This is a genomic window from Vibrio sp. MM46 (assembly GCF_027587135.1).
Taxonomy (GTDB): Bacteria; Pseudomonadota; Gammaproteobacteria; order Enterobacterales; family Vibrionaceae; genus Vibrio; species Vibrio harveyi.
In genome coordinates, this window is the sequence record NZ_JAPPTO010000016.1 from 126,340 (window position 1) to 148,271 (window position 21,932).

The following is a 21,932-nucleotide window of genomic DNA, read 5'->3' on the forward strand; positions in this document are numbered from 1 at the left end:
GTAACCTCCATTGTTAATGAGAATTATTATCGAGTGAGATTTTGGTTATTCTTCCACTCTGAGTAAACGACTTTTACAACTGTTACAATCCTTGCAGTGAGCTGGAGTTAGCGTCGTTTAGGTAATGAAATATCCATCGTCAATCCCTTTGGTTCTGCGTTGTAAGCGGTGATCTTGCCGCCTACTGCTTCGATGTGGCGCTTGGCGAGCGCAAGACCTACACCAAAGCCTTTTCGGGATGTGACTTGGTTATTTGCTTTAAAGAAGGGTTTGAAGATTTGTCGATACAGACTAGGGTCGATACCCGGACCTGAATCAGTAATCAAGATTTGATAATGATTGGATTTGGTGAGAACACGAATGTCTAACGTTTCTTTTGTTTGTGTGTATCGCAGACCGTTACGAATGATGTTCTCCAAAGATTGGCTGAGTGCCATTTGGTTCGAGTCCTGTAGAGGAAGAGAATGATCTTGCAGCAATGAAACCTGTTTATCCGGGTATTCAAAACGCGCATCTTCTACGATGATTTCAATTAGCTCGGCGAGATCAAACGACTCGGTTCTTAAGTTTGGTTGCTCATTTTCAATCCACGCAAGGGTCAGTGTGTCTTCGGCGGTCGCTCGCATTTTTTGAGTATCGCTTTTGATTCGTTCTAGCATTTGCTCGCGTTCGATATTTTTATCTACGCAGTCAATTGCCATCTCAATTCGAGCGAGTGGGGTACGTATCTCATGTGACATGTCCGCAATAAGGTTGCGGTTGTGCTGAATCACATCTGACGTTCGTTCCGCCATTTTGTCGAAAGTACGAGCGACTTGGCTAATCTCGTCGTTGCCTAGTTTCATGGTATGCCCAATACGGGCAGAGTAATCGCCCTGACTGAAAGCTTGACTGGCACGATGAAACTGCTGCAAGGGGCGCATGACATAACGGTACAAATACACAGTCAGTGCTAGTAGAGAAAGAAAGGGAATCACAAAGCGAAACAACCAAAACGCGTGAGACATGTAGGTTCCCGGTCGCATTCGATCTGGTAGCAGAATCAAAAAGTGGTATCCGAATGGAGAGAGTGGGACTTCCATAATTGGGTTGTCTGGGAAATCGAGGTGAATCTTCCACTCTACACTTCGACCAATTCCATAACCTTGCCAAAAACGTTGGTTGAGCGGGTTCCCTCCTTTCACGTCAAGATGGGATTGCAACACGGTTGCCCAAGTTGATTCTTTGATAGCAAGCTCTTCCAGCCAAACATCAAGTCCGTGCCAATCTTGTTGGTCAATGAAGGTTTGTGCGGTATTGCCCCAATCTAAAATTTGTTGACGATGAGACTTCTTTAAATAGCTCATTTTCTCGTTAGAGAGGATGGCAGCACTATGAATCAAAGAGAAAAAGATCACCACTCCAAGGGATAAGACGATAAATAGCCGCCAAAACAGCATTTTTTTCATTTAAAAATGTATCCCTTGCCATGAACGGTTTGGATGCGGTCGTTAGACATTCCCTCTGCGATGAGGCGCTTGCGTACTCGGCTTAAGTGCATATCAAGAGCACGGTCGTATTGACTGAACTGACGCTCTAGAACGGTCTGATAGAGAAAGGGTTTACTTAACACTTCACCGCGATGTTCGATTAAAGTCCAAAGTAACTTGAACTGAATCGGTGTGAGTTGAACAGGTTCCATTTCTGGGCGGTGATGAAGCGTAACGGAATGCGTCTGCTTACTGAGAAGAAGCTCTCTATCACTGAGTTTTGTGGCAGAGTTAGGTTGTTGAATCAGTTGGGTTCGGCGCAGTATCGCTTCAACACGTAAGCTAACCTCGGTGAAGTTACAGGGTTTAGTAATGTAATCATCAGCACCACATTTAAGACCTTGAATCCGATATTCTTCCGCACCGTAAGCGGTGAGCATGACAACCGGGGTTTGCGACTGAGATCGAATCACATTGAGCACTTCAAATCCATCAAGGTTAGGTAGGTTCACATCTAAAATCACCAAGTCGAACGTTTGTTGATGAAATGCGCTTACTCCATCGTCACCACTGTACATAGAACTCACGTTGTAACCTTGCTCTTTGAGTAGTTCTGTGAGTTGAAGGTTGAGGTCGGGATCATCTTCAACTAACAAAATAGAAGGAGCAGTTGAGGGAGCACTAGAAGACCAGTTTTGATGAGAAGTGCTAGTGGCTGACGTTGGACTGAACATGTTGATGCATTACTCATTACTTGATAATGCGAACTATTATCAAAAATCAACTGGTGAAAATCAATGTGCTGAATGAGAAAGCTATCAGTTATTAGTAATAGAGCGTCAAAGTGCGACCTAATTAGAAGTTTCGTTATCTGAGAGGGAGGTGATGCGAACGTGTGATATAGGGCGGTCAATTATTAAAGAACAAGCGACCAACGGATAAAAGTGAAAAAAGAAAACCCACCAGGCTGGCGGGTTTTTTCGGTAGTAGCAAAAGAAACTATTTCATTTTCTTAACTTCTTGCTGAAGTTGTTCTAGCTGTTTCATTTTCCCTTGTAGACCAAGAGATTGGTAGCTAATTGATGCAGGGTTCATCATTTGACCTTGCTGCATTGGGTAATCCGGTAGTGTCTTGAAGAACTCACCTAGCACGTCTTGGATAGGTACAAACAACCACATGTTGTCAGCCATCCAGCGCAAGTACATACCAGACTCGTGAGGCGCTTTCTCGAATGGGTCAGCACGTAGGTGGATGATCTTCGGCCAGTTTGGTGCGAAGCGTACCGCGTCCGTAATGTTACCTTCTAGTGTTGCGAAATGCAGTTTCCAATCGTTCCAGCGAACTGCGTTTAGCTCACCGTTTGCTGTGAAGTACAGTAGTGATTCACGCGGACCTTTCTCTTCTTTACCTTGGAAGTAAGGCATGAAGTTGTAGCCATCAATATGTACGCGCCAGTCTTTGCCATTTGCTTTGTAGCCTTTAGCCAGTTTCTCTTTCACGTCAGGAACGCCTGCTGCTGCCATCAGTGTTGGTAACCAGTCTTGGTGCGCCATCATTTCGTTGATCTTAGTACCTGGTTCGATTACGCCAGGCCAACGAACGAGCTGAGGAACACGCATACCGCCTTCCCATGTCGTGCCTTTTTCACCGTGGAATGGTGTTGCACCACCGTCAGGCCACGATACAGTCTCTGCACCGTTATCGGTTGAGTAGATAACGATGGTGTTGTCTGCGACACCTAGCTCATCCAATTTGTCCAGTAGAATACCCACTTGATCATCATGCTCTAACATGCCGTCGGCGTAGATACTGATGCCAGATTTACCTTGGTATTTCTCTTGAAGGCGAGTCCATACGTGCATGCGTGTTGTGTTATGCCAGATGAAGAAAGGCTTGTCCGCTTTTACGGCTTTTTCCATGAACGCCAATGACGTTTCTAGGAATTCTTCATCGGCATGTTCCATACGCTTACGCGTCATAGGACCTGTGTCTTCGATCTTACCGTCAGCAAATGACTTGATTACACCGCGAGGGCCGTAGTTTTTACGGAATTCAGGGTCTTTCGGGTAGTAATATGTTTCTGGCTCTTCTTCAGCGTTTAGGTGGTAAAGGTTACCAAAGAACTCGTCGAAACCATGGTTAGTTGGCAAGTGTTGGTCTTGGTCACCCAAGTGGTTCTTACCGAACTGAGCCGTCATGTAGCCTTGCTCTTTTAACAAGTCTGCAATGGTCGGTGCCCAATCAGGGATACCGTGAGTTGAGCCTGGCATACCAATTGTAAGCAAGCCAGTACGGAACGGTTCTTGGCCTGTGATGAATGCTGCACGGCCTGCAGTACAAGATTGCTGACCGTAGTGATCAGTAAATAGTGCACCTTCGTTTGCGATACGGTCGATATTCGGGGTTTCGTAACCCATCATACCTTGGTTGTATGCACTGATGTTCCAGTAACCAACATCATCACCAAAAATCGCTAGGATATTCGGTTTGTCTGCCGCCACTGCTGCGCTTGAGGTTGCCAGTACGCCGAGACCGACAGCCAGCTTGCTCATTTGGTTAGCCATAAAAACTCCAAATTGGTTGAAAGTTGGAAGAGAAGCTTAGGGACCGCCTACGCTTCGTTGGCTATTAAGTTAATGATGCAATTGAAGAATGTCGCTTTATAGTGTTTATAACCATAAGTTATGCAGACGCGTAACTCTTTGTTTTCTTAGTTTAATATTCAAACCTTACCTTTTGTATGGAAAACTGAAGCGAGACTTGGGTCACGTTAATTCCCCTTTGGTTTAGAGCTTATAAGACCTTAGTTTTAACTTAACTTTAATTATGCTATTAGATTCGCATTAGTCTGTTTTGTGAGCTATACGTTTGTGTGCAGGATGCACTTTTCTAATACAGACAGAGGTTTATATGACAGCGAATTATGGCGTTAAACGCCGATTAGCGATTCTTGCCGCTGCTTTTATCGGCGCGACAAGTAGCAGTATCGCAGCAGAAAAACCGAACATTCTGGTTATCTGGGGTGATGATATTGGTCAGTCGAATATCAGCGCCTATACGTTCGGCCTCATGGGCTACAAAACCCCAAACATCGATAGAATCGCAAAAGAAGGTATGATGTTCACCGACTACTATGGCGAACAATCATGTACCGCGGGTCGCTCCACCTTTATTACGGGTCAAACAGTGCTGCGAACCGGCTTGAGTAAAGTTGGTCTTCCGGGGGCTGACCTAGGCTTGCAAGCAGAAGATGCAACGATTGCAGAAATGCTTAAACCTTTAGGTTATATGACGGGGCAATTTGGTAAAAACCACTTAGGCGATAAAGACGAACATCTTCCAACCAATCATGGCTTCGACGAATTTTTTGGCAACCTTTATCACTTGAACGCCGAGGAAGAACCGGAAAATGTTGATTACCCGAAAGACCCAGAATTCCGTAAGAAATTTGGTCCTCGTGGTGTCATTAAATCCTTTGCTGATGGCAAAATTGAAGATACGGGGCCGCTCACTCGTAAGCGAATGGAAACCGTAGATGAAGAAACGCTAGATGCGGCACTTGATTTTATGGATCGGGCGGTGAAAGCCGACAAACCGTTCTTCGTTTGGTGGAATGCCACACGCATGCATTTCCGCACTCACGTCAAAGAAGACAACTTGGGCAAAACTGGCATCAGTTTTTATGCCGACGGCATGGTTGAGCACGATAACCATGTTGGTCAGCTATTGAAGAAAGTGGATGATCTTGGCATTCAAGATAACACCATCGTATTTTACTCCACTGATAACGGTCCACACATGAACTCCTGGCCAGATGCAGGTACAACGCCATTCCGTGGTGAGAAAAACACTAACTGGGAAGGCGCATTCCGCGTTCCCGCTATGGTTCGTTGGCCGGGTAAAATTGAGCCGGGAAGCGTGTCTAACGAGATCATGCATCATATGGACTGGATGCCAACATTCCTAGCGGCTGCAGGCGATGATCAAATCAAAGAGAAACTCCTGAAAGGCTATAAAGCAGGAGATAAGACGTTCAAAAACCATCTTGATGGTTACAACTTCCTGCCTTACCTAACTGGTAAAGAGGACAAAGGACCACGTGAAGAAATCTTCTACTTTACAGACGATGGTGATTTGAGCTCACTGCGTTTCCGCAACTGGAAGATTGTATTCCTAGAGCAGCGCGCGAAAGGTACGTTGCAAATTTGGGCTGAACCGTTTACACCATTGCGTGTGCCTAAGATCTTCAATCTACGCATGGACCCATACGAAGTCGCAGATATTACGTCGAACACGTATTACGATTGGTTGATCGACCATGCGTATATGCTTGTTCCTGCACAGGCTTATGTGGGCAAGTTCTTAGAAACATTCCAAGAATTCCCTCCAAGGCAGAAAGCTGCGAGCTTCTCACTTGATCAGGTGATGGAGAAACTGCAAGAAAGTCACAATAAATAGATTGATTGCAACCAAATGTGGGGCTCTTCGGAGCCTCTTTTTTTGCGCCTTGTTTGAGTTTTTCTTAAAACCTATGTAATTGCTTGTCTAAAAAGAAAAAACACTTCTATCTTTGATCAGAGAATAAAAAGAATCACACAAGGACAGTTATGACTCAGTGGGCAAGTTGGAAGCAGACCTTAATTGGTCTTGCAGCGCTCGTCAGTTTTTCTCTGTTTGCGCAGGAAACACCGCAATCAACCGAATCATCAACGCTAACTTACGTAGGCAGTGAAGCTTGCGTAGATTGTCACCAAAAAGAAACCAAAGCGTGGCAAGGATCTCATCATGATATGGCGATGAGGCATGCTGATGCACAGTCCGTATTGGGTGACTTTAACGAGCACACGTTTACATTCGAAGGAAAGCCAAACCGTTTTTATCGAAAAGGGGACGAGTATTGGGTCAATATCCAAGGTCCAGACGGAGAGTGGCACGACTACAAAATTAGCTACACCTTTGCATGGGAACCGCTTCAACAATACATGGTGGAGTTTGAAGATGGGCGAGTCCAACTCATTCCTTTTGCTTGGGATTCGAGAACCAAGCAACAAGGTGGTCAGCGCTGGTTTCACCTATATCCAGATACCACGCCAAAAGATGAATTCTACTGGACGAATACGGGGCAAAATTGGAACTTCATGTGTGCCGATTGCCACTCAACGAATCTAGAAAAGAACTACGACGCCAAAACTAATACGTATTCAACCACGTGGTCTGAGATCAATGTGGGTTGTGAAGCGTGCCATGGTCCTGCCAGCGAACATGTAGAGCTTGCCAAACAAGCGGAAAAATCTGGAAATACCATCGTCTCAGCGAATCACTATGGTTTTGATCGAGATTTAGGTCTGGCTGTAAAAGAATGGGTCTACGAAGAAGGGCACAGTACGCTCCAGCCAAAAGAAATAGCGATGACGCACCAAGTTCAAACGTGCGCGCAGTGCCATAGTCGTCGTACGCAGCTCAACGAAACTGAAGATCACGTAAAAGGTTCGTTCCTAGATAAATATCGTCTTAGCTTAATCACACCAGAGCTCTATTATCACGATGGTCAAATCTATGACGAAGATTACGTCTACGGTTCATTTTTGCAATCTGCCATGGCAGAAAAAGGCGTTACTTGCACTAACTGCCATGATCCGCATACCGCAGAGTTGAAGATCCCAGAAGAAGCGGTTTGTGCTCAGTGCCATATTGCGTCTGACTACATGCCGGAAAATCACACTTTCCATGAGGCAAATACTGAGGCATCCCAATGCACAACTTGCCACATGCCAGAAACGACTTACATGCAAGTTGACCCGCGTCGTGACCACAGTTGGCATGTGCCGCGCCCAGATTTGAGTATGCATATTAATACGCCAAACGTTTGTACGTCTTGTCATGAAGACGAAACCAATCAATGGGCAGATACGAAAATAGGCGAATGGTTCCCGAATTCAAAATACCGAAATCAACAACACTTCGCGGTCGCATTTTACGCGGATTCTATTGGTCATCGTGGTGCGCCAGATGCATTAGCATATTCGGCTCAAGACGCATCGTTAAGCGATATTATTCGTGCGTCTGCTCTAGAACGTATGGGTGGCAATGCTGGACAGAACACTTTGGTTTCATTAGCGAGGGCAGTAAAACATGAAAGCGATATGATCCGTTTGGGTGCCGTTGCTGGTTCTTCTGGTTATGAATTTAGCGATCGTTGGCAAATTCTCGAACCATTACTAACTGACCCAGTATTGTCCGTTCGCGCTGAAGCCGCGGCTGCTTTGGTTCGTCATTATCCAGAAATGAATCCGCTGCAACGCGACAAGATCAGACAACCACTGGAAGACTATATGGCAATCCAGCGTTTCAATGCAGATCGAGGCTTTGGACGAACCAACCTAGCAAATGTCTATCGAGCTCTTGGAGAAACAGGTAAAGCCATTGCGTCTTATCAAAAAGCCATTGAAATAGAGCCTTACTTTGAGAACAGCTACGCCAACTTAGCAGATTTGTACCGTACACAAGGTAACGACAGAAAAGCATTAGAAACCTTGATGGCAGGGATTGAAGCGCAACCTAAATCGAGTGCTTTGCCTTACAGCGCTGGTTTGGCATGGCTTCGTGTTGGAGATGGCGTTAAGGCAAACCAATATTTGAAACAAGCGGCTGAAACGGCAGAACACAACCCGCAGTATTGGTATGTGTATGGCTTGGCGTTAGAGAAGAGTGACATACTCGCGGCAAGCAAAGCACTGAGCACAGCCTACCAAGTGGGTGGAAATCCGCAGCATTTGTACGCCGAGTGTGAAGTGTTAGCGCGCAACTATAAACAAGGGGCCGTAGCTTTTGCTTTTGAACAATGTGTTAAGCAGATTGCAGAAGTGGCTCCAGCGGAGGTTGTTCAACGCTTGAGAGCTTCTATAAATCAATAGGTGCTGGATTGGTAGACTCCAACTGATGTTGAATTTGTTCTCTTAAGCGTTGATGGGCAGGGTTGTGCTCGTCGCGCTTATGGTAGACAAATTTATAAGGAATACGCTCTATTTCTATTGGACAATCAAGCACTTGTAATTTAAGTGCTTTACTCCATTTCATCGCAAACGAGCGTGACACGACACCGAGGCAATCACGTTGTGCTACATACATTGCCATACCTGCTAATGATGACGTCACGATCTCGACATTTCGCTCCTGAATCGGCTCTTTTGCCAACTGTTCAAAACCGGACGTGTTATTCCATTTTCCTGAAAACATGCAGTGATTCTCATGATAGAAGGCTTCTTTGCTGAGCGAACCTTGAATCCTAGGGTGGCTTTGGCGACAGATCACCATGGCGGGCTCGTCGTAAGCCGTTTCTATCACGAATGAGGAGTCCTTAGTGATGATAGTATCAATCACCAAGTCCATTTTCTGTTGGCGAATCTGTTCAAAAAGTAAGTATTTTTCCGGTGGAGATTCGTGGAATACCACGTTCTCAATTGGATTTAAGCTATGGAGCAAGGTTTCGGAGCAGCAAACTTGAAAAGAGGTACGTTCAGAAATGGCGTTGTCGACAATACTTACGGCTTGGCGAAACTGCGGCATCAATTGATAGGCAGTCGAGGTTGGTGCAATACCACGGCCTTGTTTCACAAACAGCTGCTTGCCTACTACTTGCTCTAGTCGCTTTATTGAGGCGCTAACAGCAGGCTGTGTAACTCCTAAATGGTCTGCTGCTTTGGTGTATGACTGGTACTCAGCGACAACCAAAAAAGTCTGAATCAAGTTTAAGTCCATCTTCTTATCCATAAACTGAATTTATGTATTAACGTATCTGAACTCTATTTATCCGTCAAATTACAAGTTTTATCTTAATCAAATCTTGGCATCTGATTTCTCCCCAAGATTAGCAGCAACGGATTTATGGAGCTCTTTTATGGCAAACCACGATAAAAAACGCGGCAAGAAGTTGGTATTAAACGCTTGCACTCTTGCGATTGGAGCGGCATCAGCGACCGCTTATTCAGCAGAACAACCCAACATTCTCGTTATCTTTGGTGATGACGTCGGTTACTGGAACTTAAGTGCTTACAACGGCGGTATGCTGGCTTACAGCACTCCAAACATTGATAGTATTGCTAGAGATGGCGCTAAGTTTACGAACTTCTACGCTCAGCAAAGCTCAACCGCAGGTCGTTCGGCGTTCATTACGGGACAAATGCCAAAGCGTACTGGCTTGTCTAAAGTTGGTTTGCCGGGAGCGAAAGAGGGGATTTCTGAGAAAGATCCAACTATAGCGACATTGTTACGTGACCTTGGTTACGCAACGGGTCAATTTGGTAAGAACCATCTAGGTGACCGTGACGAACACTTGCCAACCAACCACGGTTTTGACGAGTTCTTTGGTAACCTTTACCACTTAAATGCAGAAGAAGAGCCGGAGAACGTAGACTACCCACAAGATCCTGAATTTAAGAAGAAGTTCGGTCCTCGTGGAGTGATCCATTCTTATGCGGATGGCAAGATTGAAGATACAGGTCCATTGACCCGCAAACGTATGGAAACAGTCGATGATGAGTTCTTAGATGAAGCAGAGAAGTTTATAGAGAAACAAGTCAAAGCTGACAAACCATTCTTTACGTGGTTTAACACCACGCGCATGCACAACTTCACGCACGTTCCTGATGAATACAAAGGCAAAACTGGCGCTGGCTTCTACGCCGATGGAGTGAAGCAACATGACGATCAGATTGGTCACTTGCTCAATAAGGTTAAAGAGCTTGGTGTCGACGACAACACCATCATTGTTTACACCACAGATAACGGTCCAATGATCAACTTATGGCCGGACGCAGGTATGACGCCATTCCGCAGCGAGAAAAACACGGGCTGGGAAGGCGGTTTCCGCGTTCCTGCATTGATCAAATGGCCAGGTCATATCCAAGCTGGCACAACGCTTAATGGCATTGTGTCTCTGGAAGATTTCCTACCAACCTTAGTAGCTGCGGCGGGCAATAGTAACGTCAAAGAGGAGCTACTCAAGGGTAAGAAAGTGGGCGATATGAATTACAACGTCCACTTAGATGGCTACAATCAGCTGCCATATCTAACGGGGAAAACGGACAAGTCTGCTCGTAACGAGTTTGTCTACTGGAGCGACGACGGAGATTTGTTGGCTCTGCGCTACGGTAAGTACAAATATCACTTCATGATCCAAGAAAATGAAACGGGCTTGGATATCTGGAAGAAACCATTCACCAAACTCCGCGTACCACAAATTTATGATTTGAGTATCGACCCATTTGAGCGTGGCGATACTGGTATGGGTTACGACCGTTGGATGTACGAACGTTCGTTTTTGATGATGCCTGCCATCGAGAAAGTGAAAGAGGTCATGGATACTTTCAAAGAATACCCGCCGCGTATGGCTCCGGGTTCGTTTGTTCCGAAATAACGTTTTGTCCATAGGTCGATAGACCCTAGTTATTGTCCTTAAATACAGCGCCCAACTTGGGCGCTGACTTTCTTCTGCTTTCGAGATCGTTCTTTATGAAAAAACAAACTCACATTCATACCACTCAAATGGCATTAACTCCTCTCAAAACGGCATTTGCATCTAATAGTGATAAAGTCGAACGACGTTTTCACGTGATGGCGAAACCGGGCGGAGCAAAATGCAACATCGATTGTCAGTACTGTTTTTATCTGCACAAAGATGAATTACTCAATCAAGGCACTCAACCAAAAATGGATGATGCAACACTTGAGGCATTCATAAAGAGCTATATCGAAAGCCAAGACGGTGACGAGATTGTGTTTTCTTGGCAGGGTGGTGAGCCAACATTATTAGGTTTGGATTACTTTAAGAAGATTGTCGAACTGCAGAACAAATACGCTAAACACGGCGTTTGTATCGAAAACGACCTTCAAACCAATGGTCTTTTATTGAACGAGGCTTGGTGTCAGTTTCTGCATGACCATGGGTTTCTGGTTGGTCTATCGATAGATGGTCCTGAGTTTATCCACGATAAATACCGTAAAACCCGAAGTGGAAAGCCGACCTTTCAACGCGTCATGCAAGCCGTTGATTTGATGAAGCGTCATAATGTGTCATTCAACGCTTTGGTGACAGTAAACCGCTTTAACGCCAAATATCCGCTCGAAGTGTATCGCTTTCTTGCTCAAGAACTCCGTGTCACTTATATCCAATTCACACCTTGTGTTGAACCTCGATCTTTCACTCAAACCGCTCCCCATTTCTGGAAAGAAAACATGTCTCCAAAACTTGGCAGCGAATTAGCAAAGCCGGGGCATTTGATGTCGGTCGTTACGGATTGGTCGGTCGATGCAGAAGAGTGGGGCGAGTTTCTGATTGCTGTATTTGAAGAATGGGTGAACAACGATCTTGGCAGAGTCTTGGTCAACCTTTTCGAAACCGCCGTCGCGCAAGTGATGGGGATGCCTTCGCAGTTATGTGTTAGCGCAGAGTTCTGCGGCAAAGGTCTAGCGATTGAACACAATGGGGATGTGTTTAGCTGTGATCATTACGTTTATCCGGAATATCAACTGGCAAACATTCATGACCGCTCTCTCAATGAAATTGCTATCTCAACTCGTCAATACAGCTTTGGCATGGCGAAAAAGTCTTCTTTGCCGCAATACTGCCTCGATTGCCCGTATTTGAAATATTGCTGGGGAGAATGCCCAAAAAATCGGCTACTTACCGCGCCGAATGGTGAGGCTGGTCTAAACTACTTGTGTCCAGGAATAAAAATGTTCTTTGACCATTCGCTGCCAATTTTGGTTGGTATATCTACGTTAATAAAGTCTTACAACTCAAGTGAATATAGCGAATATAACCTTTAGTTATTACTTTCAGTCTTATACTCAACTTTTAACGCTCAGGCTCCCGTAAACTCAATAGGTAGACTATGAACCACGCACAACAAGCCATTAATGAATTAATCGAACAAACTGAAAAAAGTGTCATTGGACAAAGCCATGTGGTTCAGGCTTTGGTGATAGGGTTACTGACCAATGGTCACGTACTTTTGGAGGGTTTACCGGGGACGGCAAAAACGCGCTCGGTGAAATCGCTTGCCAATCTACTTAATACCAGCTTTGGTCGTATTCAGTTTACCCCCGACTTGTTACCTTCAGACGTTACAGGTACCGAAGTGTACCAAGAACTAGATGGCAAGCCTCAACTCCACTTCCAACCAGGTCCAATCTTTAACAGCATCGTATTGGCGGACGAGGTAAACCGTGCGCCAGCAAAAGTACAAGCTGCACTGCTAGAAGCGATGGCAGAAGGTACGATTACAGTGGGTGATAAGACGCACGTCTTGCCAGAGTTGTTCATGGTGCTTGCGACGCAAAACCCAGTTGAACAAGAGGGCACTTACCCATTGCCAGAAGCGCAGATGGATCGCTTTATCATGAAAGTGACCGTCGACTATCCAGAAGATGAAGCTGAGCGTGACATTATTCGTTTAGTGCGCAGTGAAGAGCTGGGTTCAGAAACCAGTAGTGAATTAGTGACGCCAAAACACATTGAGCCAGAGCTTGTGATTGAAGCGCGACGTCAACTGCCAAATATTACTGTTTCCGATTTGGTCGAGAACTACATCGTTGCGCTTGTGATGGCGACGCGTAAACCAGAGCGCTACGCGGATTCCCAGCTACAAAAATGGATCGAAATCGGCTCAAGCCCTCGCGCATCAATTTCGTTGGACAAATGTGCTCGTGCTTACGCATGGTTACAAGGGCGTGACTATGTAACGCCTGATGACGTACGTGCGATGGTGCCATCGGTACTTGGACACCGATTCTCACTTTCTTACGATGCACTTGCCGATGGTGTTGATCACCATCGAGTGGTGCAAGAGCTGCTTGATTGTGTAGAAATCGGATAAGCAGGAGGGACTATGGCAAAGCCAACGCTTGCTCCTCAATCCCAAGGGCTCGATCCTCGCTTGTATTGTGATTACGCTCGCTTAGTGCGTTTACAAGCACAAGCCGAATCCTTCAGTCTGCTGCCTCACTTAAAAGCGGGCAGTGTGCTTTCTGGGCGGCACAACTCATTATTCCGTGGGCGTGGTCTGAACTTCGAAGAGCTGCGTCATTACCAGCTAGGGGACGACATCCGAAACCTAGATTGGAAAGTCACCATGCGCACAGGCAAGCCCCATGTGCGCAGTTACACCGAAGAAAAAGACCGCAATGTGATTGTTTGCGTTGATCAGCGCAGTGCGATGTTTTTCGCCTCTACCGAGGTCATGAAATCCGTGGTCGCTGCTGAAGTCGCGGCTATGTGTGGTTGGCGAGTATTGAAAGACGGTGATCGAGTGGGATTTGTTATCGCTTCTGACTCCGCTCTATATCACAGCAAAGCCCAGCGTTCACAAAACGATCTGCTTGCACAACTGAAACGACTCTCTCAAGTTAACCAGCGCTTAAATGTGGACTCGATTGATGCAGATAACGTGACGTTCAGTAAATGGATAGAACTCATCAAACGCATGAAACTAAAACAATCCACATTGATTTTTATTAGTGATTGGCGTGATTGCGAAGAGCACCACCTAGATCACCTTAAGCAGCTTCAACAGCACAACGATGTTCTCGCGGTGATGGTGAGCGACCCTTTAGAGCAGTCGCTTCCTCAAGATTTGGCAAAAGTGAAATGGGTGATTGGTGACGGTCGTTACCAGCTCAACTTAGACAGCAAAGCCAAAGTCGACGCCGCCAGTGCCAGTTTGGTTGAGAAAGCGCAGTTAAAACGTCAATCACTGGCGCAACTAATGGCGATGAAAAAGCTGCCTCATATTGAAATCGATACATCAGGTGACCACATTACTCAATTCCAAAAACTCGTTGGAGGTCGATAAATGACAGACTTACACACGCCTCCAAGCACGTATATTCTGCGTGAGCTGCATGACGTTGCGGTGCCAGAAAGCGTAAGCTGGTTACCACAAACCATTGGTTGGAAGATCCTTGCCGTCATTGGTGCGATTGTACTTATGTATCTGGGTTACCGACTGCTGCACCATTGGTGGGATAACCGCTACCGTAAAGAAGCTATTGAAGCCATTTCTCGTTTGAATCCAGATGACGCGAGTATGCCTAAAGCCCTGTTCTCGATTTTGAAAATTGTATTGATTCATCTCGATAGCCGTCATGCTCGCTTGTTTGACACCGCGTTCCTGCGCAAGTTAGATGAGCTTAACCCTAAGCATAAAATGTTTGATGACGAAGTCTCGAAGCGATGGCTGCAAAGTATCGTTGACCCAAGTGTTGAACTGGAAAAAACAGAGTGTTTACAACTTCTTGAACACGCCACTAAGTGGGTGAAAGAGCATGATGAGAACGCTCAAAATATTGAAAAGCGCACGCTTGCCTACAAAGCGCGTGTATTAAAAGGAGGTCGCCATGGGTGATCTTCTTGCGTCATGGCTGGGCATGAGCAGTTTTGAGTTTGAGCATCCGCTTTGGTTCATCATCTTGCCACTGCCTTTGGTGGTGTATTTCCTCGTTCCAGCTTACCGCACCAAACAAATGGCCATCAAAGTGCCGTTTTTTAGTCAGCTTGTGGACGCCATTGGCGAAACGCCATCAGAAGGCGCAAGCCAACTGACTCCGAGCTGGTGGCAGCGTGCGACGCTGATTATTTCTTGGCTTTTGGTCGTGACCGCAATGGCAAAGCCGACAGTACTTGGTGAGCCACAGGTGCGTGAAAGCTTAGGGCGTGATGTCATGGTCGTTGTCGATTTGTCTGGCTCAATGGCAGAGCAAGACTTCACGTCCAAAACCGGAGAAAAGATCACTCGCCTTGATGCCGCCAAAGAAGTGTTGAGCGATTTTGCTAAAACGCGCAAAGGCGACCGTTTAGGTCTGATCTTGTTTGGCGACGCAGCATTTGTCCAAACTCCATTCACCCCTGATCAAAAAGTGTGGTTAGAGCTGCTTAACCAAACGGATGTAGCGATGGCAGGGCAAAGCACTCACTTAGGTGATGCAATTGGTTTAGCGATTAAGGTGTTTGAGCAAAGCGAACAGTCACGCACCGACGTAGAAGAGAGCAAAGAGAAAGTCGCCATTGTTCTAACGGACGGTAATGACACCGGAAGCTTCGTTGAGCCTATTGATGCGGCGAAAGTAGCAAAAGCCAAAGATGTACGTATCCACGTGATTGCCATGGGTGATCCACAAACCGTGGGTGAAACTGCGCTAGATATGAATACGATCAAACGTATTGCGAAGGAGTCCGGTGGTGAGGCGTTTGAAGCGCTCAACCGTGACGAACTTGCTAAAGCCTATGATGAGATTGGTAAGTTAGAGCCCCAGCTTTATGAAAGTACCACGTATCGCCCCAAGCAAAGCTTGCATCATTATTTAATGGCTTTAGTCGTTGTGATGTACTTGACCGCGTTCACGTTAGCGACATTTAAGCGTCGTCGACTATCAGTGACTAGTGGAGCTTCCACGCAAGCAGAAAACGGAAAAGGAGAGCGCCATGTTTGATTCTCCTTTCTCTAGCATGGGACTAGAACAGTTCTTCACACAGTTCCATTTCATTCGTCCAATGTGGCTATTGGCGTTCATCCCAATGTTTCTTTTGCTTTGGTTAAGGTGGCGAGAAGAAGCCAAACCTAGCTGGAAAGACATTCTTCCAGAGCACTTACGTAAAGCCTTAACGATTGGTGATTATGGTTGGCGAAAGCAACTGCCGCTCAAGCTACTTATGGTGATAGTGGCGATTGCTATCATCATCTGTGCCGGACCTTCGTGGGAGCGCCAAGCTTCTCCATTTGGCGAGGATAAAGCCTCTATGCTGGTGGTGTTGGATAACAACGATTCGATGTTGCAAAAAGACCTTCCGCCAAGCCGTTTGGAGCGCTCTAAGCAAAAGATCCGCGACCTATTGGCAGCAAGAAAAGGAGGCAGTACTGGGCTAGTTGTGTATGCGGGGTCTGCTCATGTTGCGATGCCTGTGACGCAGGACAGTAAAGTATTCGAACCGTTTCTTGCTGCGATAACACCAGAAATCATGCCGGTTGAAGGTAAACTTGCTGAAACGGCGCTGCCTTTGATTGACCGACAATTACAAGACCAACCGGGTTCGACGGTTCTGTTGGTCACGGATGGGGTTAATCCTGCAACTATTACCGCTTACAAAAACTACTTCGCTGACAAGCCTTATCAATTGCTTATCTTGGCTGCGGGTAACTCAGACATTGTTTCTAACAACCCGGTCGATTTGGACTCGTTAAATAATCTTGCCAGCGCGACTGGTGGACGCCTTGTGGAAGTGACGGTAGACAATAGTGACATAGAGAAGCTGAATCGTTTTGTTGAGCGAAACATGCAACTCAATGGTGAATCCTCAATGCCTTGGAAAGACATGGGTTATCAACTGTTGTTCCCAATTGCGCTCATCATGATGCTTTGGTTCCGCAAAGGGTGGTTAGTGCAATGGTGTGTTGTCGCGATGGTGTCAACGTCTTTGTTTATGACGCCAAAAGTCATGGCGGAAACCGTCTCGCTCAAAGCGAATAAGCCCGAAGTGGTGCAAGAGGTTACGGTCTGGGATAAAGCGTCTCAATGGTGGTGGGATTTATGGCTCACGCCAAACCAACAAGGGCAGCGCCTGTTCAACAACAACGAATACCTTGAGGCAGCAAAGCACTTTACGGATCCGTTGCGAAAAGGGACGGCTTATTACTACGCAGGCGAATACAAACTGGCTCATACGGCTTTCTTGGAGATGCAAAACAATCCATCAGATGCGGTAAAGGACTATGGCTTGTACAACGCTGCGAGTGCGTTGGCGCGTCAACGTGAGTATTTGGCAGCGCGTAATTTATTGCAAACACTGGCAGATAAAGACACCTTGAGCGATCAATTGCGACCAGACGTCGAGCACAACCTAAAAGTCATTGGTGGTATTGTCGAAGAGATAAACCGCACCAGTGAAAGCCAAGCGGGGACAACAGATGGACCCGAAGAGTCATTTGAACTGGGTGACAACCCGCAAACGGCAGATGGGGCAGACGAAAAAACCGCTGCTGAATTAATGCTGAAAGAGAAACTCAATGCGAACGAAATCCTTGGCAGCCAAGAACTGGCGGATAAGTGGTTAAAACGCGTAGAGGCCGACCCTAAGTACTTCTTGCGCGCTAAATTCCAAATTCAACTGCGTGAACCCGTGAAAACGGAGCCGAAGCCACAACCGCAACGACAACAAGAAGAGGAGCAAGCACAATGATGAATGTATTCAAACTTGGCGCTGACTCTATTGTTGGGCGTCTAAGCACTATCTTGATGGTGTTTACTTTGTTTTTTACTGGTTTGGCGAACGCACAAGACATTCAAGACTTGCAGCGCAGCGATAATGTTGAATTGTTAGCATGGGTTGGTAAGCAGGGAGCAGGGACCGATAGGAAGGAAGCACCTAAGTTCAGTGTGAATGAGCAGGTGATTTTGTACATCGAAGTCGCAACTCCTCGTTGGTTCACAGGTGGTACACGCATTGGCAGCGTAGAAATCCCTAACGTGATTGCAAAGCAGCGTAACCAATTAGCAACCAACTATACCGAGCGCAAAGGGGGACAGACTTGGTCTCGTCAGCGTTGGGAAATAACTTTGTATCCGCAAGCCTCGGGTCAGTTTGTGATTCCACCGGTCGCCGTTGGTGTGCAAGTCTCTGCGCCTGATGGTTCGAAGGTCGCTGGCACGCTTTATACGCAGCCAATTAAGTTTGAAGCGTCTATGCCTTCTGGATTGCTCAGTGATGAGTCTGAATGGTTTACTGCGACTAAGGTGAGTGTGGATCAGAAATGGACAACGTCTAACGATGAGCTGAAAGTCGGTGATGCAATCACTCGCACCATTACGATCAATGCACAAGACAGTTTGTCAGTATTGCTTCCAGACTTGTTATCCAATGATTCTACTGCCAGCTATCAAGCCTATCCTCAACCAAACCGCTTAGATGATAAGCAAACGCGTGGCGATTACCAATCGAGTCGCATCGAAGAAAGCGTGTATGTGATCCAACAGGGTGGTGAGTTCACCTTGCCTGAGCATACGTTCCAATGGTGGAATAGCCAGAGTAAACAGCTGGAAACGGTGGTGATTGAGGGTAAGACCTTCAAAGCCAAGCATACATTCAAATCCTTTGTTCGAGCTTATTCTAGCTGGTTGATTGGCTGCGCAGTGACGCTATTTGTTCTCGTTATCGCCGTCTTGAGCATTCACCGTTATTATCGTTCTCGTCCTACGCCTCCTTGGTTAGTGTTCAGACGAATGGTGAAAGCAAACCGATGGGGTGATGTTCGAGCAAGCTTGTATAAGCAGTTGAGAAGCAACACAGGTGGTCTTGAAATGAGTAAAGCCAGTGACTCTGATGTTTGGCAGAAGCGTTCACAGCGCCTACAAGAGGGGCAGGAGGACGCAAGCTTGATGAATGCTCTTTGGAAAGGGATACAAGCGTTGAAGCCAAAACGCTTCAAGTGGGTGATACCTAAAGCCTTGCCACAACTCGATAAGCAGGCAAGCAATAAGAAATAAAAACGAAAAGGACGCTAGTAAAGCGTTCTTTTTTATATCCTTTAATAAACGTCATGTTGTTATTTTTGCGTGCTACAATGGGCGTGACCAAATAATATATTCTACATATATTTAATTCTTGTCACTTCGACGTTCTGCTTTTGATCTATTTTATCTTTATATTAAACAGGTTTATTAATCGGCTATATATTAAAAATAGTATATTTAAGATTATATAACCAATAAATCACTTTAATTCCTTTCGTGATGGAGTGTCACTTCCATGTGACAAGCTTTTCGTCTTAACCCTGATAAAGACGGCTTATTCAATGTATATTTCATTTTTGATTTGTTCAAATAAAATAACACTTCAAAAATGGAATGATAATTTGCAAGTTTTTCGATTTAGATTATTAAAATTATCGGTGTATATTTCTGGGGAAACGGAAATGCGGAGTGATTCCGTTTTGATTTTTAAATATGTGAATAATAATTATCAGATTAAATTTAATTCTGTGTATTAAATTCATCTTAATATAATTCATCGTCACTAGGCAGCTTTATTTTGTGAAGTTTAATTATCAGAAGTTTTAATTCGATATTATTTTAAAGGGTGATTTATGGAAGCTAATATTCACGACGACCCAATATTGGTGGCAGGCAAGAGGATTCTGATTGCTCAAGCAGCTTTGGGTCTGGTATTCATCGCGTATGAGTACATGCGAAGCGGGACTCTAAGCGCTGAATCAGCAATCACTGGGGTACTGATTGCGATTCTTCCATCTCTGTTTGGCATGGTATTCGCGTCCATTAAATCTAGGGTGAAACCAGAAGAGAGTTTGCGTGACCTCATGCATCTGAGTCGAAATATCAAAGTCATTTACACCATAGTGATGTTTGTTTTGACGTTTCGATTTATGGCTCTTCGCAACATCGTGGTCCTGATAGGCTTTTGTGTGACGATGTTTGGTCACTTCTTAACGCCGCTGTTCAGAGACCGCTTCGAAAGGAAGGCATAAATGGAGACTGTCCAGTCCGCTCATGAATATATTGAGCACCACTTGACCTTTCTCACCGCCGGCGACGGTTGGTTTGGAATTAACCTTGATTCCATGATCATGGTCTGGTTGACGGGGCTCGTTTTCATCCTTTCATTCCGTTATGCGGTGACGAAAGGAACGAAAGGAGTACCAGGACGATTCCAGTGTTTGATCGAGATAATATTTGAGTTCGTCGATGATATCGTAAAAGAAATATTTCAAGCGAAGGACAAGTTAATTGGTCCTTTGGCACTGACAATATTTGTTTGGGTGTTATTAATGAATGCCGTGGATTTGTTACCGATTGATTTAATTCCTGCACTTACTCGTGCTGTAGGGGTTGAACACTTCCGTGACTTACCATCCGCTGACGTCAATATTACGATGTCGATGGCATTAGGCGTATTTATTTTGGTGTTAGGTTATACGTTTAAAAACAAAGGCGTGAAAGGTTTTATTAAAGAGTTAACTACTCAACCATTTTCACATCCGTTGTTATATCCAGTGAACTTAGTTCTTGAATTGGTGACGTTAATTTCTAAACCAATATCTTTAGGTCTTCGATTATTTGGCAATATGTATGCAGGTGAAATGATCTTCATTCTAATTGCATTAATGCCATGGTGGATGCAATGGGCACTAAGTGTTCCTTGGGCACTGTTCCACATTCTTATTGTTGTTCTTCAAGCATTTATTTTTATGGTACTGACCGTGGTTTATCTCGGCATGGCTGTTGAAGAGCATTAATTTCAAAAATCTTGTTTATTAATTAAAAAATTCAATTCTAGGAGTTGTTATGGATATCGTTAGCGCAGTTCTTTACGTGGCGGGTGCACTACTGATCGGTCTTGGTGCAGCGGGTGCCGCAGCAGGTATCGGTAACCTTGCAGGTAAATACCTTGAAGGTGTGGCTCGTCAACCTGATTTGACCCCAATGCTTCGTACTCAATTCTTCATCATGATGGGTCTTGTGGACGCAGTGCCAATGATCGGTGTTGGTATCGGCTTGTACATCATCTTCGCTGTAGCGTAATTCGAATTAATAATTTTCATAACGTTATAGAAGAGAGGGTGCTATGAACTTAAATGCCTCAATGTTTGGTCAGGCGATCTCCTTCGTGATTTTCGTTTGGCTGTGCATGAAATATGTCTGGCCACCACTTGTAAAACTGCTTGATGAGCGTCGTGCTGAAATTGCCCAAGGTCTTGAGCAAACAGAAAAAGCAGCACAAGAGTTAGAACTGGCAAAAGCGAACGGTGAAGCGCTGCTGACAGAAGCTCGCTCAAAAGCTCAAGCTATCATCAACCAAGGTAAGCAACGTCAAGAACAGATGGTTGCGGAAGCGGTTGATCTGGCAAATCAAGAGAAAGCGCGCATTGTCGCAGAAGGCAAAGCAGAAGTGGAAAGCGAACGCAGCAAAGTTCGCCAAGAGCTGAAAGATGAAATGGCGGATCTGGTGATTGAAAGTGCCAGCAAGCTGATTAATCGCAATCTGGATAGCTCGGCTAACCGCGACTTGGTGAACCGCTTCATCAACGAAATGTAGGAGGGCACATGTCCGAATTGACAGTGGTAGCTCAACCCTACGCAAAAGCGGCGTTTGATTACGCACGCGATGCAGAATGCTTGGACGATTGGCAACAAATGTTTGCGATTACCCAAGTGGTCTTGGAACAACCTAACACGCTTCTGGTCTTGAATGACCTTGATGAAGACGGTTCTGAACAACCATTGTTGGATCTGATTCTTCATGCTGGTGGTGAATGGTTGAATCAAAACTTCGAGAATTTTCTTCGCATTATGGAAGAGAACAAGCGTCTAAAAGCGCTCAGTGAAGTAAACGTTCAGTTCCAAGAGATGAAAGCGGATTACGAACGAACCATGACAGTAACAGTGCGTGTTTCAGA

The 21,932-nt window shown here is 45.5% G+C and carries 19 protein-coding genes; 15 read left to right on the forward strand and 4 right to left on the reverse strand.

Features of this window, described 5'->3' with window-relative positions:
* Positions 1-107: 107 nt before the first annotated feature.
* The 3 genes from OH459_RS18190 to OH459_RS18200 form a co-directional block, all read right to left on the reverse strand.
* The gene (locus OH459_RS18190) at positions 108-1,448 is read right to left on the reverse strand and encodes a sensor histidine kinase (RefSeq protein WP_038898244.1); all 1,341 of its coding nucleotides are present in this window, start codon (positions 1,446-1,448) and stop codon (positions 108-110) included.
* Complete coding sequence (locus tag OH459_RS18195; RefSeq protein ID WP_005447194.1) at positions 1,445-2,203, reverse strand: response regulator transcription factor; 759 nt, start codon at positions 2,201-2,203, stop codon at positions 1,445-1,447. Before OH459_RS18195 ends, OH459_RS18190 begins: the two co-directional genes overlap by 4 nt.
* A gap of 265 nt (positions 2,204-2,468) precedes the next feature.
* Complete coding sequence (locus OH459_RS18200) at positions 2,469-4,034, reverse strand: arylsulfatase (RefSeq protein ID WP_005447193.1); 1,566 nt, start codon at positions 4,032-4,034, stop codon at positions 2,469-2,471.
* Positions 4,035-4,380: 346 nt separating this feature from the next.
* On the opposite strand from OH459_RS18200, the gene OH459_RS18205 reads away from it, so the two are divergent.
* Together OH459_RS18205 and OH459_RS18210 are read left to right on the forward strand one after the other, a co-directional pair.
* Complete coding sequence (locus OH459_RS18205; RefSeq protein ID WP_005447192.1) at positions 4,381-5,928, forward strand: arylsulfatase; 1,548 nt, start codon at positions 4,381-4,383, stop codon at positions 5,926-5,928.
* Positions 5,929-6,077: 149 nt separating this feature from the next.
* On the forward strand, positions 6,078-8,384 hold the full coding sequence (locus OH459_RS18210) for a multiheme c-type cytochrome (RefSeq protein ID WP_269987943.1): 2,307 nt from the start codon (positions 6,078-6,080) through the stop codon (positions 8,382-8,384).
* Here the strand turns inward: OH459_RS18210 and OH459_RS18215 are convergent.
* Positions 8,371-9,240, reverse strand: coding sequence for a LysR family transcriptional regulator (locus OH459_RS18215; protein ID WP_033001469.1), 870 nt, complete (start codon positions 9,238-9,240; stop codon positions 8,371-8,373). The two genes, OH459_RS18210 and OH459_RS18215, sit on opposite strands and share 14 nt — an antisense overlap.
* A 127-nt stretch (positions 9,241-9,367) precedes the next feature.
* Between OH459_RS18215 and OH459_RS18220 the strand changes: the two genes are divergently transcribed.
* The 13 genes from OH459_RS18220 to OH459_RS18280 all read left to right on the forward strand — a co-directional run.
* A complete protein-coding gene (locus tag OH459_RS18220) occupies positions 9,368-10,885 on the forward strand; it encodes an arylsulfatase (RefSeq protein ID WP_005447189.1) in 1,518 nt (505 codons plus the stop codon).
* 95 nt (positions 10,886-10,980) lie between these two features.
* Positions 10,981-12,297 carry an anaerobic sulfatase maturase gene (locus OH459_RS18225; RefSeq protein WP_269987945.1) on the forward strand — a complete coding sequence of 439 codons (1,317 nt, stop codon included), beginning with the start codon at positions 10,981-10,983 and terminating at the stop codon, positions 12,295-12,297.
* A 65-nt stretch (positions 12,298-12,362) separates the two neighbouring features.
* Positions 12,363-13,346 (forward strand): AAA family ATPase, encoded by a 984-nt coding sequence (locus OH459_RS18230; RefSeq protein ID WP_269987947.1) that lies wholly within the window; start codon positions 12,363-12,365, stop codon positions 13,344-13,346.
* Positions 13,347-13,358: 12 nt separating this feature from the next.
* A complete protein-coding gene (locus OH459_RS18235; protein WP_029789907.1) occupies positions 13,359-14,321 on the forward strand; it encodes a DUF58 domain-containing protein in 963 nt (320 codons plus the stop codon).
* The gene (locus tag OH459_RS18240) at positions 14,322-14,873 is read left to right on the forward strand and encodes a DUF4381 domain-containing protein (RefSeq protein ID WP_269987949.1); all 552 of its coding nucleotides are present in this window, start codon (positions 14,322-14,324) and stop codon (positions 14,871-14,873) included.
* On the forward strand, positions 14,866-15,957 hold the full coding sequence (locus OH459_RS18245; protein WP_269987951.1) for a vWA domain-containing protein: 1,092 nt from the start codon (positions 14,866-14,868) through the stop codon (positions 15,955-15,957). The genes OH459_RS18240 and OH459_RS18245 overlap by 8 nt, the downstream gene beginning before the upstream one ends.
* On the forward strand, positions 15,950-17,701 hold the full coding sequence (locus OH459_RS18250) for a vWA domain-containing protein (protein WP_269987953.1): 1,752 nt from the start codon (positions 15,950-15,952) through the stop codon (positions 17,699-17,701). Before OH459_RS18245 ends, OH459_RS18250 begins: the two co-directional genes overlap by 8 nt.
* Positions 17,698-19,005 (forward strand): BatD family protein, encoded by a 1,308-nt coding sequence (locus tag OH459_RS18255; protein WP_172581446.1) that lies wholly within the window; start codon positions 17,698-17,700, stop codon positions 19,003-19,005. The genes OH459_RS18250 and OH459_RS18255 overlap by 4 nt, the downstream gene beginning before the upstream one ends.
* A gap of 599 nt (positions 19,006-19,604) precedes the next feature.
* Complete coding sequence (locus tag OH459_RS18260; RefSeq protein ID WP_005447171.1) at positions 19,605-20,003, forward strand: ATP synthase subunit I; 399 nt, start codon at positions 19,605-19,607, stop codon at positions 20,001-20,003.
* Positions 20,004-20,771, forward strand: coding sequence for a F0F1 ATP synthase subunit A (gene atpB / locus OH459_RS18265; RefSeq protein ID WP_005533315.1), 768 nt, complete (start codon positions 20,004-20,006; stop codon positions 20,769-20,771).
* Between the two features lie 49 nt (positions 20,772-20,820).
* Complete coding sequence (gene atpE / locus OH459_RS18270; RefSeq protein ID WP_004727739.1) at positions 20,821-21,057, forward strand: F0F1 ATP synthase subunit C; 237 nt, start codon at positions 20,821-20,823, stop codon at positions 21,055-21,057.
* Positions 21,058-21,100: 43 nt separating this feature from the next.
* A complete protein-coding gene (locus tag OH459_RS18275; RefSeq protein ID WP_005431830.1) occupies positions 21,101-21,571 on the forward strand; it encodes a F0F1 ATP synthase subunit B in 471 nt (156 codons plus the stop codon).
* A gap of 8 nt (positions 21,572-21,579) precedes the next feature.
* Positions 21,580-21,932, forward strand: a 353-nt coding sequence (locus OH459_RS18280) for a F0F1 ATP synthase subunit delta (protein WP_269987970.1), incomplete at its 3' end; no start/stop codon positions are given.